Source organism: Prosthecobacter sp. (genome assembly GCF_044222345.1).
Classification (GTDB): Bacteria; Verrucomicrobiota; Verrucomicrobiia; order Verrucomicrobiales; family Verrucomicrobiaceae; genus Prosthecobacter.
Genome location: NZ_JBGANL010000001.1, coordinates 352,164 through 369,042 on the forward strand (window position 1 = coordinate 352,164; position 16,879 = coordinate 369,042).

The 16,879-nt window shown below is 60.8% G+C and carries 15 protein-coding genes; 8 read left to right on the forward strand and 7 right to left on the reverse strand.

Annotation, left to right across the window (positions count from 1 at the left end; genetic code table 11):
• A complete protein-coding gene (locus ACILSL_RS01370; protein WP_395730197.1) occupies positions 1 to 879 on the reverse strand; it encodes a sugar phosphate isomerase/epimerase family protein in 879 nt (292 codons plus the stop codon).
• A 397-nt stretch (positions 880 to 1,276) separates the two neighbouring features.
• Between ACILSL_RS01370 and ACILSL_RS01375 the strand changes: the two genes are divergently transcribed.
• From ACILSL_RS01375 to ACILSL_RS01390, 4 genes are all read left to right on the forward strand, one after another.
• The gene (locus ACILSL_RS01375; RefSeq protein ID WP_395730198.1) at positions 1,277 to 4,549 is read left to right on the forward strand and encodes a beta strand repeat-containing protein; all 3,273 of its coding nucleotides are present in this window, start codon (positions 1,277 to 1,279) and stop codon (positions 4,547 to 4,549) included.
• A 94-nt stretch (positions 4,550 to 4,643) separates the two neighbouring features.
• Positions 4,644 to 5,738 (forward strand): dihydroorotase, encoded by a 1,095-nt coding sequence (locus ACILSL_RS01380; RefSeq protein WP_395730199.1) that lies wholly within the window; start codon positions 4,644 to 4,646, stop codon positions 5,736 to 5,738.
• 219 nt (positions 5,739 to 5,957) lie between these two features.
• On the forward strand, positions 5,958 to 7,175 hold the full coding sequence (locus ACILSL_RS01385; protein ID WP_395730200.1) for a molybdopterin-dependent oxidoreductase: 1,218 nt from the start codon (positions 5,958 to 5,960) through the stop codon (positions 7,173 to 7,175).
• Positions 7,176 to 7,213: 38 nt separating this feature from the next.
• Complete coding sequence (locus tag ACILSL_RS01390) at positions 7,214 to 7,543, forward strand: hypothetical protein (RefSeq protein WP_395730201.1); 330 nt, start codon at positions 7,214 to 7,216, stop codon at positions 7,541 to 7,543.
• Between the two features lie 13 nt (positions 7,544 to 7,556).
• Here the strand turns inward: ACILSL_RS01390 and ACILSL_RS01395 are convergent, their stop codons facing one another.
• Positions 7,557 to 8,342 (reverse strand): DUF1080 domain-containing protein, encoded by a 786-nt coding sequence (locus ACILSL_RS01395; RefSeq protein ID WP_395730202.1) that lies wholly within the window; start codon positions 8,340 to 8,342, stop codon positions 7,557 to 7,559.
• A gap of 88 nt (positions 8,343 to 8,430) precedes the next feature.
• Positions 8,431 to 9,753, reverse strand: coding sequence for a hypothetical protein (locus ACILSL_RS01400; RefSeq protein ID WP_395730203.1), 1,323 nt, complete (start codon positions 9,751 to 9,753; stop codon positions 8,431 to 8,433).
• Positions 9,754 to 9,839: 86 nt separating this feature from the next.
• On the opposite strand from ACILSL_RS01400, the gene tsaA reads away from it, so the two are divergent.
• Both tsaA and ACILSL_RS01410 read left to right on the forward strand, forming a co-directional pair.
• Entirely contained in the window at positions 9,840 to 10,514 is a 675-nt protein-coding gene (gene tsaA / locus ACILSL_RS01405) for a tRNA (N6-threonylcarbamoyladenosine(37)-N6)-methyltransferase TrmO (protein ID WP_395730204.1), read from the forward strand.
• A 20-nt stretch (positions 10,515 to 10,534) separates the two neighbouring features.
• Positions 10,535 to 11,377, forward strand: a complete 843-nt coding sequence (locus ACILSL_RS01410; protein ID WP_395730205.1) for a phosphotransferase — start codon at positions 10,535 to 10,537, stop codon at positions 11,375 to 11,377.
• A gap of 6 nt (positions 11,378 to 11,383) precedes the next feature.
• Here the strand turns inward: ACILSL_RS01410 and ACILSL_RS01415 are convergent, their stop codons facing one another.
• Complete coding sequence (locus tag ACILSL_RS01415) at positions 11,384 to 11,932, reverse strand: hypothetical protein (protein WP_395730206.1); 549 nt, start codon at positions 11,930 to 11,932, stop codon at positions 11,384 to 11,386.
• A gap of 202 nt (positions 11,933 to 12,134) precedes the next feature.
• Here ACILSL_RS01415 and ACILSL_RS01420 point away from each other — a divergent pair, with 202 nt between their 5' ends.
• Positions 12,135 to 13,769 carry an RNA polymerase sigma factor gene (locus tag ACILSL_RS01420; protein WP_395730207.1) on the forward strand — a complete coding sequence of 545 codons (1,635 nt, stop codon included), beginning with the start codon at positions 12,135 to 12,137 and terminating at the stop codon, positions 13,767 to 13,769.
• A 6-nt stretch (positions 13,770 to 13,775) separates the two neighbouring features.
• Here the strand turns inward: ACILSL_RS01420 and ACILSL_RS01425 are convergent, their stop codons facing one another.
• A complete protein-coding gene (locus ACILSL_RS01425) occupies positions 13,776 to 14,384 on the reverse strand; it encodes a hypothetical protein (RefSeq protein WP_395730208.1) in 609 nt (202 codons plus the stop codon).
• Positions 14,385 to 14,480: 96 nt separating this feature from the next.
• On the opposite strand from ACILSL_RS01425, the gene ACILSL_RS01430 reads away from it, so the two are divergent.
• Positions 14,481 to 15,167: a hypothetical protein gene (locus ACILSL_RS01430; protein WP_395730209.1), complete on the forward strand. Its 687-nt coding sequence runs from the start codon at positions 14,481 to 14,483 to the stop codon at positions 15,165 to 15,167.
• Between the two features lie 71 nt (positions 15,168 to 15,238).
• On the opposite strand, the gene ACILSL_RS01435 is transcribed toward ACILSL_RS01430, so the two are convergent.
• Both ACILSL_RS01435 and ACILSL_RS01440 read right to left on the reverse strand, forming a co-directional pair.
• The gene (locus ACILSL_RS01435) at positions 15,239 to 16,108 is read right to left on the reverse strand and encodes a sugar phosphate isomerase/epimerase family protein (RefSeq protein WP_395730210.1); all 870 of its coding nucleotides are present in this window, start codon (positions 16,106 to 16,108) and stop codon (positions 15,239 to 15,241) included.
• A 313-nt stretch (positions 16,109 to 16,421) separates the two neighbouring features.
• Complete coding sequence (locus tag ACILSL_RS01440; RefSeq protein ID WP_395730211.1) at positions 16,422 to 16,865, reverse strand: YiiD C-terminal domain-containing protein; 444 nt, start codon at positions 16,863 to 16,865, stop codon at positions 16,422 to 16,424.
• Between the last annotated feature and the right edge of the window lie 14 nt (positions 16,866 to 16,879).

Sequence of the window (16,879 nt, forward strand, 5' to 3'; positions counted from 1 at the left end):
TTACGCCAGCGCTTCTTTGCAATACTGCACGCACTTCTTCACCTCAGCGATGGCGTCAGAGCCCTCAGGAATCTTGTATTCCAGCTCAATTTCGGCGGGGAAGGTCCACTTTTCCTTTTTCATGAGCTGCAGCACTTCCTTGATCGGTGTCTGGCCCTGGCCCCAGGGGACATTGCCGCCGTCGGCGGTGCGGTCCTTGAGGTGCAAATTCGTGATGCGGGCATGATACTTCTCCAGCACTGGGATGGGCGACTTGCCTTTGGTGCCAGCGACGTAGTGGCCGATATCGACGTTCAGCCCGATGTACTGGCCGAGTTCCAGGATGGAGTCGAACTTGTCCATCTCCGGCAGGTTGTTGGTATGGTTGTGAAAGCCGACCCAGATCTTGTGCTTGTCCGCAAACGGGGCCACGCGCGCGGCGAGGATGGCGTTGCGCTCGGTGGTCACGGCGGTGCAGCCCAGCGCCTTGGCCACGAGGAAGTTGAACTCGATTTCCTCATCCGACTGGCCGAAGCCCATCTTGTGGATGTGGATGTTCACGCCTGCGTCGTTGTACATTTTCCGCATTTCGGCGCACTTGGCGAGCTGCTGCTCACGCTCGGCGTCGGTGATCTTGCCGCCTTTGAGGCCTGCAAAAAGCTGGGTCGGCCCGCCCATGAGCTCGGTCTCGCTCAGGCCGTCATTGAGCAGCGCCTTGATCGTCTCCTCGGCGGTCTTGGCCATGCTGCGGTAGCTGTAGGTGATGCAGCCGATGCGCACGCCATTGAAGACGGAGCTGGGCTTGTCAGCGGCAGCGGCAAAACGAGGAAGTGTGAGGCCAGCGGCGGCAGTGAAGGCGGTGCCAAGGAAGGAGCGGCGGGAAAGCGTGTTGGTTGTCATGAGTGGAAACAGGGTGATTTAGTGAGTCAGTTTCAGTCTTGTGTTTGCCACATTCAACTCACGAAGTCACGCCAAACTGCGGTTTGCGTGGCTGCGGCTGTTTTCGCAGCGGTGGTGACGTGATGCGGAGGTGGCTGCCGCCCATGTGGCGGTGAGCAAGAGCTTTGAGTAAAGGCGAGGCGATGAATGGCGGGGCATATCTTTAATTTTGCTATGGCATCAGGTCGGTTTGTGAGGGTTTCGTGAGAAGCAAAGGGCATCTATGCAGTGGATCGACATGAAGGCGTTGCAGAAGGCCGAGTTTGGGTCAACGTCTCGGCCCCCCCCAAAAAAGAATAGAATGTTTTGTTTACGTCAGAGGCTCTGGCTGGGTCTCGCTGTCCTCGTTTGTGCAGCCATGTGCGGAGCGCCCGCTTCTCTTCGCGCCGCCACCCTGCTATGGGTGGGGGATGTGGATGCTGCCTGGAACACGAACAGCTCCGGCAATACCAACTGGTCTGCAGATGCTCTGCCTGCCGCCAGTGGTGACACGTTCACGATTGGCAGTGCCGGAACGAGCGGGACGAACTTGAACAACGACATCGTCGGCCTTGCGGTCGCGGGTCTGACTTTCAACGCGGGCGCGGATGCGTTTACGCTGACTGGCAATGCTCTCACCTTGAGCGGCAGTCTGACGAACAATTCATCCGCCCTGGAAACGCTGAGCCTGGCCCTTTCCCTGGGGGCCACCAGCTCCATCAATGCCACCGGTGGCGCTCTCACCTTCAACTCAGCGATCAGCAGCACAGCGAGTGACCTGTCCATCACGGGTTCAGGGGTGATCACCTTCAGCGGTCTGAGTTTTGCCTCCACCGCGAACAAGATCACCTCCACGGGGGCGGATGTGCGTTTTGTCGGAGACAGCACCATCGCCGCCGATGTGCTGATCAGCAGCGGCACGATGACGCTGCAGTCCGGCACCCAGATCTTCAATAACGGCCTGAAGGTGGACGGCGCGAGCAGCGTGCTCAATTTCACCGGAGCAACCGTGACGGTAAACGGTATTGGCGGCGGAAGTTCGGGCGAGCAGGACAGCCTGGAGATTCTCAATGGCGGCACGCTCAATGTCAGTGCGGGCACGGTGGGCCTGACGCCGAGCCGGTCCTGGATGCAGGCGGGTACGCTCAACATCACGGGTGGCACGGTGAACATGAACAACACGCTCATCGCCCAAAGCAACCTCGTGACGGCGAGAATCAATGTTTCCGGAGGAACTCTGAGTCTCGGAGGAGGCAATCGCTTTGCCAACAACGGCACGGCTATTTTGACCGTGAGCGGCACTGGCGCAGTCACGTGGTCGGTGGGCGGTACCGGTTTGTCTGAAAACGGGACGGGCAGCATCATCATGGATGGCGGCACGCTGAACATGACCAGCTCCGGAACCACGTATCTGTATCTGAACGGCGGCAACGGAGCGGCCTTCAACACGGCGGTGACCAGCGGCATCACTTTCAATGCGGGGGTGTTCTCCACACGCGGCTTTGCCATGAACCTGGGAGCGAATTCGACCAACCGGCTGGCGGCGCTGAACTTCAATGGCGGCACGCTGAAAGCCACGGACAACAACAGCTCCACCAACTTCATCCCCTACTCCGTCAACCTCATCTCCAAAGTACAGGCTGGGGGAGCGGTCATCGACACCAACGGCTTCAGCGTCACCATCGCTGACAATCTGGAGCACGACAGCGCGCTGGGTGCCACCGTGGATGGCGGCCTGACCAAGAATGGCACGGGCACCCTGACTCTCAGCGGAGCGAACACCTACACCGGCACGACCACGATTAACGCAGGCACTTTAAACATCGCCAACAACACGGGTGGCACCGTGACTTACAGCGGCCAGGTCAGCGGGCTGGGGGGGGCTTTGACGCTCAGTGGTGCGAATACACTGAACTTCACCGGCGGGATCTCGATGACCAATGCGGCCAGCACGCTCGCGGCGACGGGCAGTGATGTGAGGATGAACAGCGATGGGGACTTTCAAGTGGCCGCGGTTACGGTGAACAGCGGCGGGGTTCTGCGGTTTCAATCGGGAACGCAAACGTTTAAGAAAGGGCTGGTTGTCAGCGGCGCAGGGAGCATCCTGAGTTTTGAAGGTGCCACCGCCACTCACAGCGGCACTGGAGATGGGAATGGGAACAACGGTCTGCAGCTTGATAACGGGGCCACCATGAATGTCTCCGCCGGCACCGTGGTCTTCAACAACAGCAACCGTGCCTTCATCCAGACCAGCACCATCAATGTGACTGGCGGGGCGCTGACGATCAACAATGCTCTTTATGCGCAAGCGACTGGCACGGCATCCAGTGTGAACGTCTCTGCTGGCAGCCTGACGATGGGCGGCGCCACGCGTTTTGCCAACAATGGGACTGCGACGCTGACGGTGAGTGGAACGGGGGCGGTGACGTGGGCGCTGGGCACCTATGGGCTGTCTGAAAACGGTGCGGCGAACGTGATCATGAACGGCGGCACGCTGAACATGACGAGCTCTGGTTCCGGCTATTTCTTTCTCAACGGCGGCAACCAGGCGGCAGCCAATTTGTCCAGTGTCGTCAGCACGATTTCGCTCAATGCAGGGGTGCTTTCCACGCGTGGCTTTGCCATGAATACATCGAGCGGAGCGACTAGTGCGGGCAGCAACCGTCTTGCGGTGCTGAACTTCAACGGTGGCACGCTGAAGGCCACGGACAACAACAGCGCGACCAATTTCATTCCCGACTCGGCCAACCTCACCTCGAAAGTGCAGGCCGGGGGTGCGGTCATCGACACCAACGGTTTCAACATCACCATCGCCGACAGTCTGGAGCATGACACGGCATTGGATGGCACGGCTGACGGTGGTCTGACCAAGAATGGTCTTGGTATTCTAACTCTGACTGCTGCGAACACCTTCACGGGCAAGACGACCGTTGCTGCCGGCACCCTGGCGCTCAGCGGTGCGGGTGCCGTGGCCTCCAGCCCATGGATCGAGGTCAGGAGCGGAGCCACGCTCAATGTCAGCGCAGTCACAGGTGGCACCCAGACCCTGAGCAATCAGGTGCTCAGCGGCACCGGCAGCGTGATGGGCTCGGTGGTCATGGGTGCAGGGTCGATTTTGAAACCGGGCAGCTCCACGGATGGTTCACTCAGCGCGGTTGCCAGTGCAGGGGACGGCCTCGGGCTCCTGACTTTTACCAATCTCACGCTGGTCACGGGCGCAAGCAGTGGCAGCCCGCGTGTTCTCCTCACCCTGGGCGGGACGAGCAGTCATGCAGCCGACCCCACCGTGGCTGCCCAAGTCAGCGCCTTCAAAGACTCGGCCACCGGAGGATTGTATGACTCCATCAAGGTCACAGGCGCGCTCGGGCTGAATGCTGGCAGCACCATCAAAGTGGAACTGGCTGCCGCGTACAATCCCGGCTGGGGCGATGTCTTTAACATTGTCGACTGGGCCACCCTGAATCTCAACGCCGACGGCACCAGCGGAGCCTTCACCACGGCTGATCTGGCCCTTCCCACCCTGGGCAACGGATGGTTTTTCGCCACGGATCAGTTCCTCTCCAATGGGATCATTTACGTCGTGCCTGAGCCTTCGCGCATGCTGCTGCTGGCGACCGGTCTGCTGCTTCTTGTGCGACGTAGAAAACGCTGATGCTCGCAAGATGCCTCCCTCAGTTGGGTGGATTCATGGCGAAGACTTTGCATCTCGCGATTGAACCAACGGCGCACCGAGCTAACGGAAGAGCATGACCCTCACGCTTCCCAAGTGGTTCGATCTTCACACGCATTTCCGCCAAGGCCCCGCAATGGCCTCGTATGTCCAGGCGCATCTGGCCATGGGCTGCGCAGGGGCTCTGGCGATGCCGAACACGCAGCCGCCGGTGTCGCGCATCTCAGGAGCGGCGCAGAGCGATGGGTGGTCGATTGAGAGCTACTCGGCGGAACTGCGGGCAGCGGGGGCGGATGCCTTTGAGCAGCTCCTTGTGCCGCTTTACCTGACGCGGCAGACCACGGCGGCAATGATTGCGGAAGGTGCGTCGTCGGGGCAGTTGCGGGCCTGCAAATATTACCCGCCGCATGGGACGACGAACGCAGAGCATGGCATGCCGATGGATGACCTGATCGGCAGCGACGTGCTGCGGGCGATGGAGCAGCACGGGATTGTGCTGTGCATTCATGGCGAGCAGCATGCGCTGAGCGGGCCGGACTACATCGACGCGCAGCAGAATGCGGAGACGCGGTTTTACACGGAGCGGATGCCGCGCCTGATCGAGGCGCATCCCAAGCTGCGCATCGTGTGCGAGCACATCACCACACGCACAGCGGCGGAGTTTGTCGCGAGTGCGCCCGCACATGTGGGCGCGACGATCACGCCGCAGCATCTGCTGTACACGCTGGGACATTTGATTCAGGGGCTGAAGTACCACCTGTACTGTTTGCCCATTGTGAAGTTTCAGGATGACCGCACTGCCTTGCGGCAGGCGGTGACGACGGCGGGGCAGAAAAAGTTTTTCGCGGGCACGGACAGTGCGCCGCATACCACGAAGGCCACGGCCTGCGGCTGCGCGGCGGGCTGCTTCACCGGCGGCTGTGCGCCGCAGCTCTATACGATGGCGTTTGAAGAGGCTGGTGCGGATCTCGGCACGGCGGAGGGGCGGGCGCTGCTGGAAAGTTTTCTCTGCCTCAATGGCCCGGCGTTTTATGGCTTTCCGGTGTCGGAAAAGCGGTTTCAGATGGAGAAGGCGGCGCAGACAATGACGCTGCTGGAGACACCTGCGGGACCGGTAACGCCGCTGCCTGTGGGCATGGGGATGGAGCTGACATGGCGGATGGTGGACTGAGGTCCGGGCGGATGCATGAGAGGTGAGCGAAGGCTGCGCTGGAATGATAGAATTCAAGGCATTTGGAGCGTTGATTCATGGCGCGGTGCTGCAGATGGCCCGCCGCATGTTTTTGAGGTGGTGCTGCCAGACTGGCAGGCTGCCGCGAACTGCGGCTGCGGATTTTTGCTGAATCGTGCCTCCTCCGACTGAGCCAGCCACCTTCTTTTCGAACACGCCATGATCCCGAACTCCCGCTCCTCCCGCCGTCAGTTTCTTTCACAGGCCAGTGCGGCGGTGGCCGGACTGAGTCTGGGCCGTGGGGCCGGGGCGGAGGAGCGCGTGACGCTGCCCTTTGCCAATGGCGAGCGCCGGATGGTGCAGTTTCCGCAGAAGCGGCCCCTCATCCTGCTGACCACGCGGCCACCGCAACTGGAGACGCCGATGGAGGTGTTCAAGGAGGTGATCACGCCGAACGATGCGTTTTTCGTGCGCTACCATCTGGCGAACATTCCGCGCAGCGTGGATGCGGCCGCCTTTCGACTGGAGATCAAGGGGCTGGTGGACAAACCGCTGCAGCTTTCCCTGAAGGAGCTGAAGACGCAGTTTGAGCAAGTGGAGGTGGTGGCGGTAAACCAGTGCTCCGGGAACAGCCGTGGATTTTTCCAGCCGCGCGTGGGAGGCGGACAACTGGGCAACGGTGCCATGGGCAATGCCAGATGGCGTGGTGTGAGGCTGAAGGACGTGCTGACCAAGGCCGGAGTGCAGGCCGGGGCCAAACAGGTGGTGTGCAACGGGCTGGACACACCGACACTGCCGCAGACACCGGACTTCATCAAGGCGCTGGAAATGGACCATGCGCTGGACGGCGAGATCCTGCTGGCCTACGAAATGAACGGCGAGCCGCTGCCGCTGCTGAACGGCTACCCGCTGCGGCTGGTGGTGCCCGGCTACTACGGCACCTACTGGGTGAAGCACCTGAACGAGCTGAATGTGGTGAAGGACGCGTTTGACGGATTTTTCATGGCTACAGGCTACCGCATCGCCACCACCCCCGGAGGCTGTGTGGAGCCCGGCACTACACCCACGAGCACGGTGCCCATCACGCGGTTCAAGATCCGCTCCTTTCTCACCAGCCATCTGGACGGGGCGCAGGTACAGGCCGGCGTGGTGACGCACCTCAGCGGCATCGCCTTTGACCACGGTGCCGGCATCACGGAAGTGGTGGTGTCTGATGACGGCGGGCGTACCTGGCAGGCTGCTGAGCTGGGCAAAGATCTGGGCAGATACTCCTTCCGCCCGTGGTCCTTTGCGTGGAAGCCGCAGAAGAAAGGCCCCTGCGAGTTGAAGGTGCGCGCCGTGAACCGCCTGGGAGAATCGCAGGGCATGGAGCCGCTGTGGAATCCGCAGGGTTACATGCGCAATGTGGTGGAAACCACCCACGTGACCGTCGCCTGAACGCCCTGATGCCACGCCAACCCACTCCTCTTTGTCTCATGAAAAAAATCTTTCTCAGCCTGTGTGTGATCAGTGCCAGTGCAGTCTGCCTTTCGGCCGCAGACAAGGCCACTGTGGATGCGCCTGATTTTTCCAGCTTTGTGTGGCCGGCAGAAAGCGGTGCCTACAAGCCCGGCGCAGGTTCGGAGCTGGCGCAGAGCCTGTGCATCACCTGCCACTCCACGGAGTATGTGTCCACCCAGCCACCGCTGCCCCGCAAGTTCTGGGAGGCGACGGTGAAGAAGATGAAAGAAAAATACGCCGCGCCATTGCCAGCGGACAACACGGCGCTGATCGACTACCTGACCAGTGCCTACGGCGCTAAGTGAGCGTCGGACCAGATCACTTGGCGACTTTCTTTGGCTTGCCCCCACCTTGAGGCACCACCTTCACGGCATCGGCCGGGATGGGGGCCTGCGTGGCACTGAGCAGTGACAGGTCTGCAGGCAGGTGCTTCACAAAGAAGTCCTTGTACTGAATTTTCATGGCCGGTCCCACGTGCACCTGCACGGCGATCACTCCCTCAAGTGCGCGGCCCTTTTCATCGAGGTCGATGACGTCCACGGTTTGCACGCCGTCGATCCAGTGCTGGTGGTGATTTCCTTCGACGAGGATGCGGTAGTCGTGCCATTGGTCAGCGGGGAAGTTCTGGATGGGCAGCTTGCCGACAACCCAGGGCTGGCCCTGGGGATCGATGATGACCTTCTCTCCGGTGTGGGCGAGGATGCGACGGCCGCGCTCTTCGTAGAGCATGCCATTGTAGTCATCCTTCGCCGGGACAACATCGCACTGATAACCTGTGACGACCCATTCGCCGAGGTCAGGGCGCTCCTGGCCGCGATACTGCAGGCCGCTGTTGCCGCCGGGGGTGACTTTCACTTTCACGCGCAGCTCGAAGTTTTTCACCTTGCCGTCTTTCCAGGTGATGAAGCGGTTATAGTCCAGCTTGCCATCGGCGACGCCGGTGAGGCAGCCATCTTCAACGGACCAGTATTTGTCGCTGCCGCTCCAGCCGCTGAGATCTTTGCCGTTGAAGATGGCGGTGAAGCCTTCCGGTGCTGCCTGGTCTTTGGCGACGAGGGGTAAAGTAACAGCGAGTGAGAAGAAGCAGAGTGCGGAGCGGAGCATGGTGATGGAGAGGTGTGCGACTAAACGAAGAAAGAAGCCGACTCTTGTACAATGATTTATCCAAGGCGGTCGATCACCGGCCTGCAACTCACTCCGGCTTGGCCGAAAGCCGTATGCTGCGCACTTTCATCCATGCGCCAGCCTCAGCGTTGCCCACGGGGTCGATCCGCAGGCGCAGCATGCCGCCGCGATAGCTGGGGGTGGAGGACAGCGGGATCACATGGCGGTGGAACTCACCGTCAGCATCGAGGGGAAATGCGATGATGTTTGCGGATGCAAAACCCGGTTGCCCATGCGGCTGCCACATCACGATGCCGTGCTTCTGCTGCGTGTGAAAGGCGGCGTCGATGATGAGATACGGGGCATCCGCAGCCTGCCAGAAAGTCTGCGGGCTGATGAGCTGCGGATCGTCCTGCTCCAGCAGCACATGCAGGTGGTCTTTCACCGGCCAGCCAGTGTCGCGGGCGTTTTGGTAGTGCCAGCCCTGCCGATCCTGCGTGAATCTCCAGACGGGCGGACCCTGCGGGCGATGCGTGGCCGCGCGTGCGCGGATCTCCTGCAGGGTACCGAGCACCAGCTCGTAGCGAAACTCATAGACGATGTTGTGGTCGAGAATCTCCAGTCCCTGTCCGGCAAGGTAGCCGGTGCTGTTGCCATGCGTGTCATTGGGCCCGGGCTTGCCGGCAAAGCCGCCGGTGAAATGCACGCGCCCCGGAGTGATGAGGCCGAGGCCGTAGTCTTTCTCATCAAGATGCGCCGCCCAGCCTTCCGTGCCGGTCCAGAAAGACCAGGGATGTTTGCCATGAGGTGCAGGCGCTGCGGATACGGCCCCCTGGCTGAAGGGCTGGTCATTCATGTAGCTGACCACGCGAGGAAACGCGGCATTGGCATACACGGCGGGCAGCTCTTGCAGTCGCGCCGCATACTGCGTGGTGTCGCTGCGCGTGTTGGTCAGCCGTGCCCGTGCCTTCACCACCGCGCCGTCGAGTTCCAGCCAGGAGTCGAAGGTGCATTCCCCCGGCACGTTGTTGAGGGGCCATTGCAGCGGCACGCAGGTGAGGTGAATCTGCCTGCCGTCGTTTTCGTGCGTCACAATGCGGCTGGCATTTTTGAAGTCGTCGCCCGTCTGAATCGGATTCCAGCCAATGTGCCGCCAGTGCTCCGCTGGCTTCTGCCCGTTCGCTTCAAAGGGCACCGGGCCGGAGTAAAACGAAAGCTGCACCTGCCGCCCCAGGTCGAAGTTATTGATCACATTGGCCCCGTCCTTCACGCTGGCTAGAAAGGTGATGGCACCACCGTGATCGAGGTCCACCCCCAGTTTGAGGTGGTCATTCTCCAGCCAGCTCATGCGTTCCGCCTCGGCGGAGGTGGTGAGTAGAAGGATGGAGAGCAGCAGGCGGGAGGGATGCATGAAAGGTGAAGATGAGGCGGTCGTCCGATTCAGCAAGCGATGAAGAAAATGGATGCGGACGCGCATGTGCGCGCTCAGTTCGTCTCATGATTTCATTGAACATCATCGCCACGCTGCGCACGTGCTACACCGACAAGTTCGGTGTGCCACGGCAGTCCGGGCTGGTTCCCAGTGCCTGGGGTGTGGTGGAGTTTGAGCCGGCGTATCGGCGCATGGAGGCGGTGCGTGGCATCGAGCAGTTCAGCCACCTTTGGCTCATCACGCAGTTTCATCTGGTCACTGAAGAGCCGACATCGCTCACCGTGCGCCCGCCACGACTCGGGGGCAATGAACGGCGCGGGGTGTTTGCCACGCGCTCGCCCTTTCGACCGAACCGGCTGACCCTCAGCGTGGTGAAGCTGGATCGCGTGGAACTCGAAGGCGATGCCGCGCCGCGCCTGTTTGTCTCCGGTGTCGATCTTGTCGATGGCACGCCCGTTCTCGACATCAAACCTTATGTTCGCTTTGCCGATTCGGTGCCCGAGGCCCACAGCGGTTTCGCGGATGAAGCACCGCAGCGGCTGCCAGTGCGCTGGGACTGTGACAGCAGTGTGCCGGATGATGTGCGTGTGATCATTGACCAATCGCTCGCTCTGCAGCCACAGCCGGCTTACCACGACGATCAAGCGCGGGAGTATGCCACGGAGATCGCGGGCTGGCGCGTGCGCTGGGCGGCAACGCTTGCAGGCGCTTGTGTGAAATCGTGCGAGTGGGTGGGCTGAATTTTGGCGCTTTCATCCTCATGACTGACACTGCTCTTCCCATCCGCGCCGCCACAGAAACGGTGCTCGCCCATGGCATCACGCCGGACCGCTGCGACATTCTTCAAAACGGCAGCACGCTGGTGCTGCGCCTTACCGAAACGCTGGTGGCGCGCGTGGTGCAGGATGTGGACGGACCGCGCCAGGGCACGGAATGGTTTGCGCGGGAGAATGCCATCGCCCGGCATCTGACGGAGAACGGCGCACCCGTGATCCCCCTGCACCCCGATCTCCCTTCTGGACCGCATGAGCATCTGGGCTATCCGATCAACTTCTGGCAGTTTGTCACCCGTGTGGATGCCGAGGCTGATCCCCACGAGATCGGCCGCACGCTGCGCGTATGCCATGACATCATGCACCGCTTTGCGGAGCCTTTGCCCAAGCTGGCGATCCTCACGGAAAGCCTCGCAATTTTGCAGGACCGTGAACTGTTCCCTGCAGCCACGCAGGAGATGCTGAGGGACCACCTCTCGCACTCCATCGAGGTGCTCAGCCGCTGTCCGCATCAGCCTCTGCATGGAGACGCCCACATGGGCAATTTCATGAACACGACGCGCGGACTGTTGTGGACCGACTGGGAGGACACCTTCGCAGGGCCGATCGAATGGGATGTGGCCTCCATCATCTGGAATGCGCAGATTCTGGATGAAGACCACGCCACCGTGAGGGCGATCTGCGATGCGTACGGTCCTGTGAATGAAACGGCGCTTCACCACTGCCTCATCGCTCGTGCAGCCGTGATGACGGCGTGGTATCCCATCCNNNAGCGCCGCATTGACTGGCTCCGGACATTCACGGATGGCGCCGGCATTGCCATGGCTTGAGCTGCTTCAGCGCCGCTCCCACTTTTGCTTCTCCACCTTCAGGCTGATTTCCCAGCGACCCGTCGCGGCGTCTTTCTTCACGTCATGCTGCAGAACATTGGCGCCTGTGCTCGTCAGTTGCATGCCTTTGGGATCGTCAGGAAAGGACCAGGCATGCGTTTTGTCATTGAACTTGAGCATCTGGTCAAACCGACCGCTGGAGCCTGGCACATAGGCCGCCAGGCCCATCAAGGGACCGGCTTTGACGACATCCAATTCAATCCAATACAAGGCCCGGCGTCCAAGCAGTTCCATCTCGATGCCGACCTCGATCAATTGCGATGCCGAGCGGGAGAAGACGGAGCCGGTGTGGATCTTCCGCTCTTTGATGGGTGCATCGACGGTGTAGCTCACGCGGCCGTCGCCGTCAGTCGTGAGCGTTTTTCCCGCATGCGGAGCGCGTGAGTCTTTCTCGCTGCCAATGACCATGCGCACGGCCATGCCGGAAATTGCGCTGCCATCCTCATGCACAAACTGAGCTTTCACCTGAATCGGTTCAGCGGCTGTCTGCTGCATCACTCCGAAAAAACAGGTGAGCAGCCCGGTTAAGAAAGAAGATCCGGGGAGTTTCATGGGAGAGAGTCTTGGCACAGCGGACTGAATAAGATAGTGCAAGTTTCCGGCTTGAGCGGCTGATGGCGGCGTTGTGTTTGACGTTTCGCAGGAAAAAGCACATTTTTTGTCACCACTGGTGAGCAGGCGACCACTGGAGGATGACATGAATACTGCAACTCTCATCCCTGGAACTAAAGATGACGCCCAACTCGTGGAGCTCAGCCTGCAGGGTGACACGAGGGCCTTCAGCCGCATCGTGCAGCGACATCAGGCGCTCGTCTGCGGGCTGGCTTACAGCGCCTGCGGCAATGTGCATGCAAGCGAAGACCTGGCCCAGGAGACTTTCATCACCGCGTGGCAGCAGCTGCGCACGCTGCGCGAGAAGGGCAATCTGCGCGGCTGGCTCTGCGGCATCGCGCGGCATGTGATCAACAATTTCCTGCGCCGGCAGCAGCGCACGCCGACAGCGATGGCGGCAGAGCTGGACGAGGTTGCGCATCCTGCGTCCGCCGAGCCCGCACCGGATGAGAGCGCCATCCAGGAACAGGAAAGCGCCATGCTCTGGCGTACGCTGCAAACGCTGCCCGAGATCTACCGCGAGCCCATGGTGCTCTACTACCGCCAGAATGAATCCGTGGCCGCTGTGGCGGAGTCCCTGGAGCTGTCTGAGGACGCGGTGAAGCAGCGGCTGGCGCGTGGCCGCGCCATGCTGGCGGAGCAGGTGGAGCGCAGGCTGGGAAACACCCTGCGCCAGACCATGCCCACGGCGGCCTTCACCTGCTGCGTGCTTGCGGCTTTGCCACTGGCCACCACATCTGCCTCCGCAGCCACCGCCGGTGTCACGCTGGCCAAAGGGGGGACGGGAGGCAAGCCATTCATCATGGCATGCATCAATGGGGCGCTGAGTCCTCTTCTGGCCTTCGTGGCGGCGGGCATCGGCTACAAGGTGAGCATGGACAGCGCCCGCTCAGCGGAGGAGCAGCGCATGATCCGGAGATTCTTCCTGGTCATCATGTCATTCATTGTGCTTTTCTGTGCGCTGATGACCGCGTTGATTTTTGCCGGGCCATCGCTGGCGCGGCAGCAGCCAGGCCTCTTTGTGGCCCTGCTGGGCGGGCTTATTCTGGCCTGTCAGCTTTTCTGCATCGGCGGCCTGGTATGGGGCTTCCGGCAAAATAGGGGTGTGGCTGCGAATGAGGCGGGCGAGGCATCCTCTGAAAGCCTGCCGGTGGGAAAATGGGGCGTGCCGCAGCTTGAGTATCGCAGTCGTTTCACCCTGCTCGGGCTGCCCTTGGTGCACCTGCGCTTTGGCAGAAAGCGCGGCGAACCCATCCGCCCTGTGAAGGCTTGGTTTGCCGCAGGAGATCTGGCCCTCGGTGTGATCGGCGCCTTTGGTGCCTGCACCATCGCTCCCATCAGTCTGGGTGGCTGCGCCTTTGGGCTGGTGTCACTGGGCGGACTGGCCGTCGGCGTGCTCTGCTGGGGCGGCCTAGGCCTGGGCGTTTGGGCCATCGGTGGTTGCGCCCTTGGCTGGCAGGCCTATGGCGGCTGCGCTGTAGGCTGGGAGGCGGTGCAGGGGGCCATGGTGGCGGCACGTCACCACGCGCTGGGAGCTGTGGCTGTGGCGGAGCACGTGAATGATGCCGTGGCCAAAGCGGTGATGAACCAAAGCCCATTTTTCCAATTCACACGCAGGGCGATGAAATACGCGACCCTCCTCAACTTTATCTGGTTCGTGCCGCTGGTGCTGCTCGTGCGTAAAGGGCGGCAGATGCGACGCCAGGCTGAGTCAGCCTGAAGCCGCCTACTTCTGCTTCGCCGCCGACAGTTCCGTCACCTGCTTTGGATCATACTTCGAGCCCTTTGAAACCTGAATCAGTGTCATGCGCACCTTGGTGGGGAAGAATTTTTCGGGATCAGGCCGCTTGTGCGCGTGGAGGTTGTGGTCGTCTTTGAGGACGAGGTGCATTTCTTTGATGCCCTGGCTCCAGATGATGTCGTCGTTTTGCCAGAAGCGGGTCATGTCGAGATCCTTCTCATGCACTCCCGTTGTCTTGTAAACACCCGTGCCGATGCAGCCATAACCATGGTTCTGACCCTTGTGCGGAATGTAGCAGACACTCCACGTCGTGGGTTGATCACCCGCGGGCTTTTCGAGGACTTCGAGCCGCACGTGCACGGTGCCGTTGCGATAGTCCACCGGTGCTGTCCAGTCCTTGGGGCGCGCAGCATTCAGCATGTCGCCTCTGACGTAGTAGTGCGACTGACTGGGCTTCGAATTGAGCGCGTCTTCCTGGGTGAAAGTGAAGGTGACATCAAACAGCACAAACTGTTCGGCACGCGTGATGGTTGCGCCAAGGCAGAAGAGGAAAAGTGAGATGAAGAGGCTGCGGATTTGCATGATGAGAATCATGGGGGCGGACGTTGTACGGTCAATGCCGGATGCTGCCTTCGACATTTATTCGTGCGCAGATCGCAACAGCACCCGATGCCGGGTCGTTTCGTTTTCATGCGCTCTCCTTTGCTCATCCTTGCGTTTTGCTCCTCCACCTTTGCGGGTGAACTGATTCACGAAGATTTTACCGCTGTCGAGCTGCCCAAGGGGTGGACCACTGGTGGACGAGCCCATTCCTGGACCGTGGTGGAAGGCGCGCTGCAAGGCGTGTGCGCCAAGGATGATGATCACGGGCCTGCGGTTTTTGCTCCTCTGGCCGGACGAGACCTTGCCGTAAGCTGCAAGGTGAAGCTCGACGAAAAGGGCAACTGCCTGATGCTCATCGACGGTGAATCCGCGTTTGGCGGTTCGGCGCATCTGCTGCGCGTTTCCATCTATGGCAACACCTTGGCCATCGCCCAGGATCGCGGTACACCCGAGTCACATATCGAGCAGGGCAAGCTGCGCGCTGCCTTGGCAAAGGAGGGCAGGAAAGTGCCTCCGCCCACGGCGGAGCAGCTGGCCGATCCAAAATTTTACCGGGTCGAGCGTCTGGCCAGCGCACCGCTGCAGGCCAGGCCCGGCGAATGGATCAAGCTGGATGTGGCTCTCAGGAGCAATCAGGTGACTGTGACGGTCAACGATTCTCAGAAGCTCGATGCGAAAGGGACGGTATTTGATGTGGCGAAGTCGCGCCTGGTGTTTCTCATCGGTCAGGGGAAGAAACTGCAGATTGATGATGTGCGTGTGAGTACGCCCTGAACGGCTGCCAAACAAAGCGGCGCAGGATGCATGATCCTGCGCCGCTGCGGAATGAAGTTAAAATATGACGGTTACTTCGTCGTCGTGGGCTTGAAGTTCTTCACGAACTCCAGGCACTTGGTCACGTCAGGCTGGCTGGTTTCCCAGTCTTTTTCCCACTCAGCATCCAGCGGGCCGTAAAAGCCCTGCTCGGCAAAGAGGTTCAGCACGGCGGGGATGTCTGACTGGCCGGTGCCCCAGATCATGTCCTTGGCCTCGCGCACGCCGAAGGCGTCGAGATCCTTGATGTGGCTGTCGAAGATGCGGCCTTTGAGAATCTTGATGGCATCGGTGGGCTTCACGCCCGAGCGAACCCAGTGTCCGATGTCGGCGCAGGAACCCATGCGAGGGTCGCGGTCCTTCACCATGCTGAGCACATACTCAGGATCCCAGTAGCGGTAACTGCGGTCCAGAGGCTTCTTCGGATGGTTGTGGATCGCCATCTTGATGTCGTATTCCTTCACCAGTTTTTCGATGAGATCGAAGGCGTCTTCGGCGGGCTCGCTGACCACGACGCCCACCCCCATGTCCTTGCAGAAGTCGAAGATCTTGCGGCACTCCGCTTCATTGTTGAGAAGGCGCACCACACCATACCCCACGGGCGTGAGGCCCAGTTCCTTCAGCTTGGCCTTCACCGGGGCGCGCTGCTCGGCCGTGGTGTTGTGGTCAAACTTGGATTTCGGATCGTCCTTGGATATCAAGTGGCCGGGGAAAAACTCCACCGTCTTGCCTCCGCAGGCGGCGATCTTTTCGAACGCTGTCATGAGGTCGAACGCCTTGAAAGTATAGGCCTGGCAGCCGGCGTAGAACTGGCCGACTTTGGCGCTTTCGGGCAGGGTTTGGCCGGCCACAGCCAGGGAGGCCGTGCCGAGAAGAAGGTAGAGCAGTGTCGTGCGAATCATGGGGAAATTTGAACGGCATGCATGCGCACTTCTTGCAAGATGGAATGGAAGTTGGATCCCAGGGGGGCGAAACGAATCAAGTCCGGCAACTCCCAGGTTCAACATTCCATCCAATGACAGCGACGCACAGACTTCTTGGTGGCAAATCTTGCGGGCAAAGGAATTCTCAAAGAGCGCCTGTTCCCCGTGGGGATTTCCTTCGCTTCTCCTGTGGCAAGGAACGCCACCGAAGAAGGCCGTGCGAAGAACCGCCGTGTTGAACTCGTGGACATGGGGGCCGCGAAGGCCAGGCGAGAAGGCGCGCCTGCGCCTCTTATCGGAGTGCTACGAAGTCACCCTCAAATAGCACGCAGATTTGCTCGGCGTGGATGACCTGCACCTGGAGTTTGAGATGCGCTTTGCCGGTGCTTTGGAAGGCTGCCTTGAAGGCTTCCAGTGAAGCTTGATCGGGCCGCAGGCAAACGGCGCGCAGCATGCCTCCCACCGGACGCTTGTAGCGGATGCTGCTTTCACGGATCACGATGTGCGCATGGCGGTCTCCCAGTTGCAGCCAGAGCATGGCGTAGCCGGTCAGGGTGGTCAGGGCGCTGAGGCTGCCGCCGAAGGCGGTGCCGAGATGATTGTGATTGGGCTCCAGCGGCGCCGTCACCACAAGCTGCGCACCGTCGTAGCTTTCCAGTTTGACGCCCATGGCGCGCGTGATCGGGATCTGCTCATGGAGGAATCGTTCGGTATCTCGCAGAAGGTCGTCGTTCATGGAGAGGCAGATCC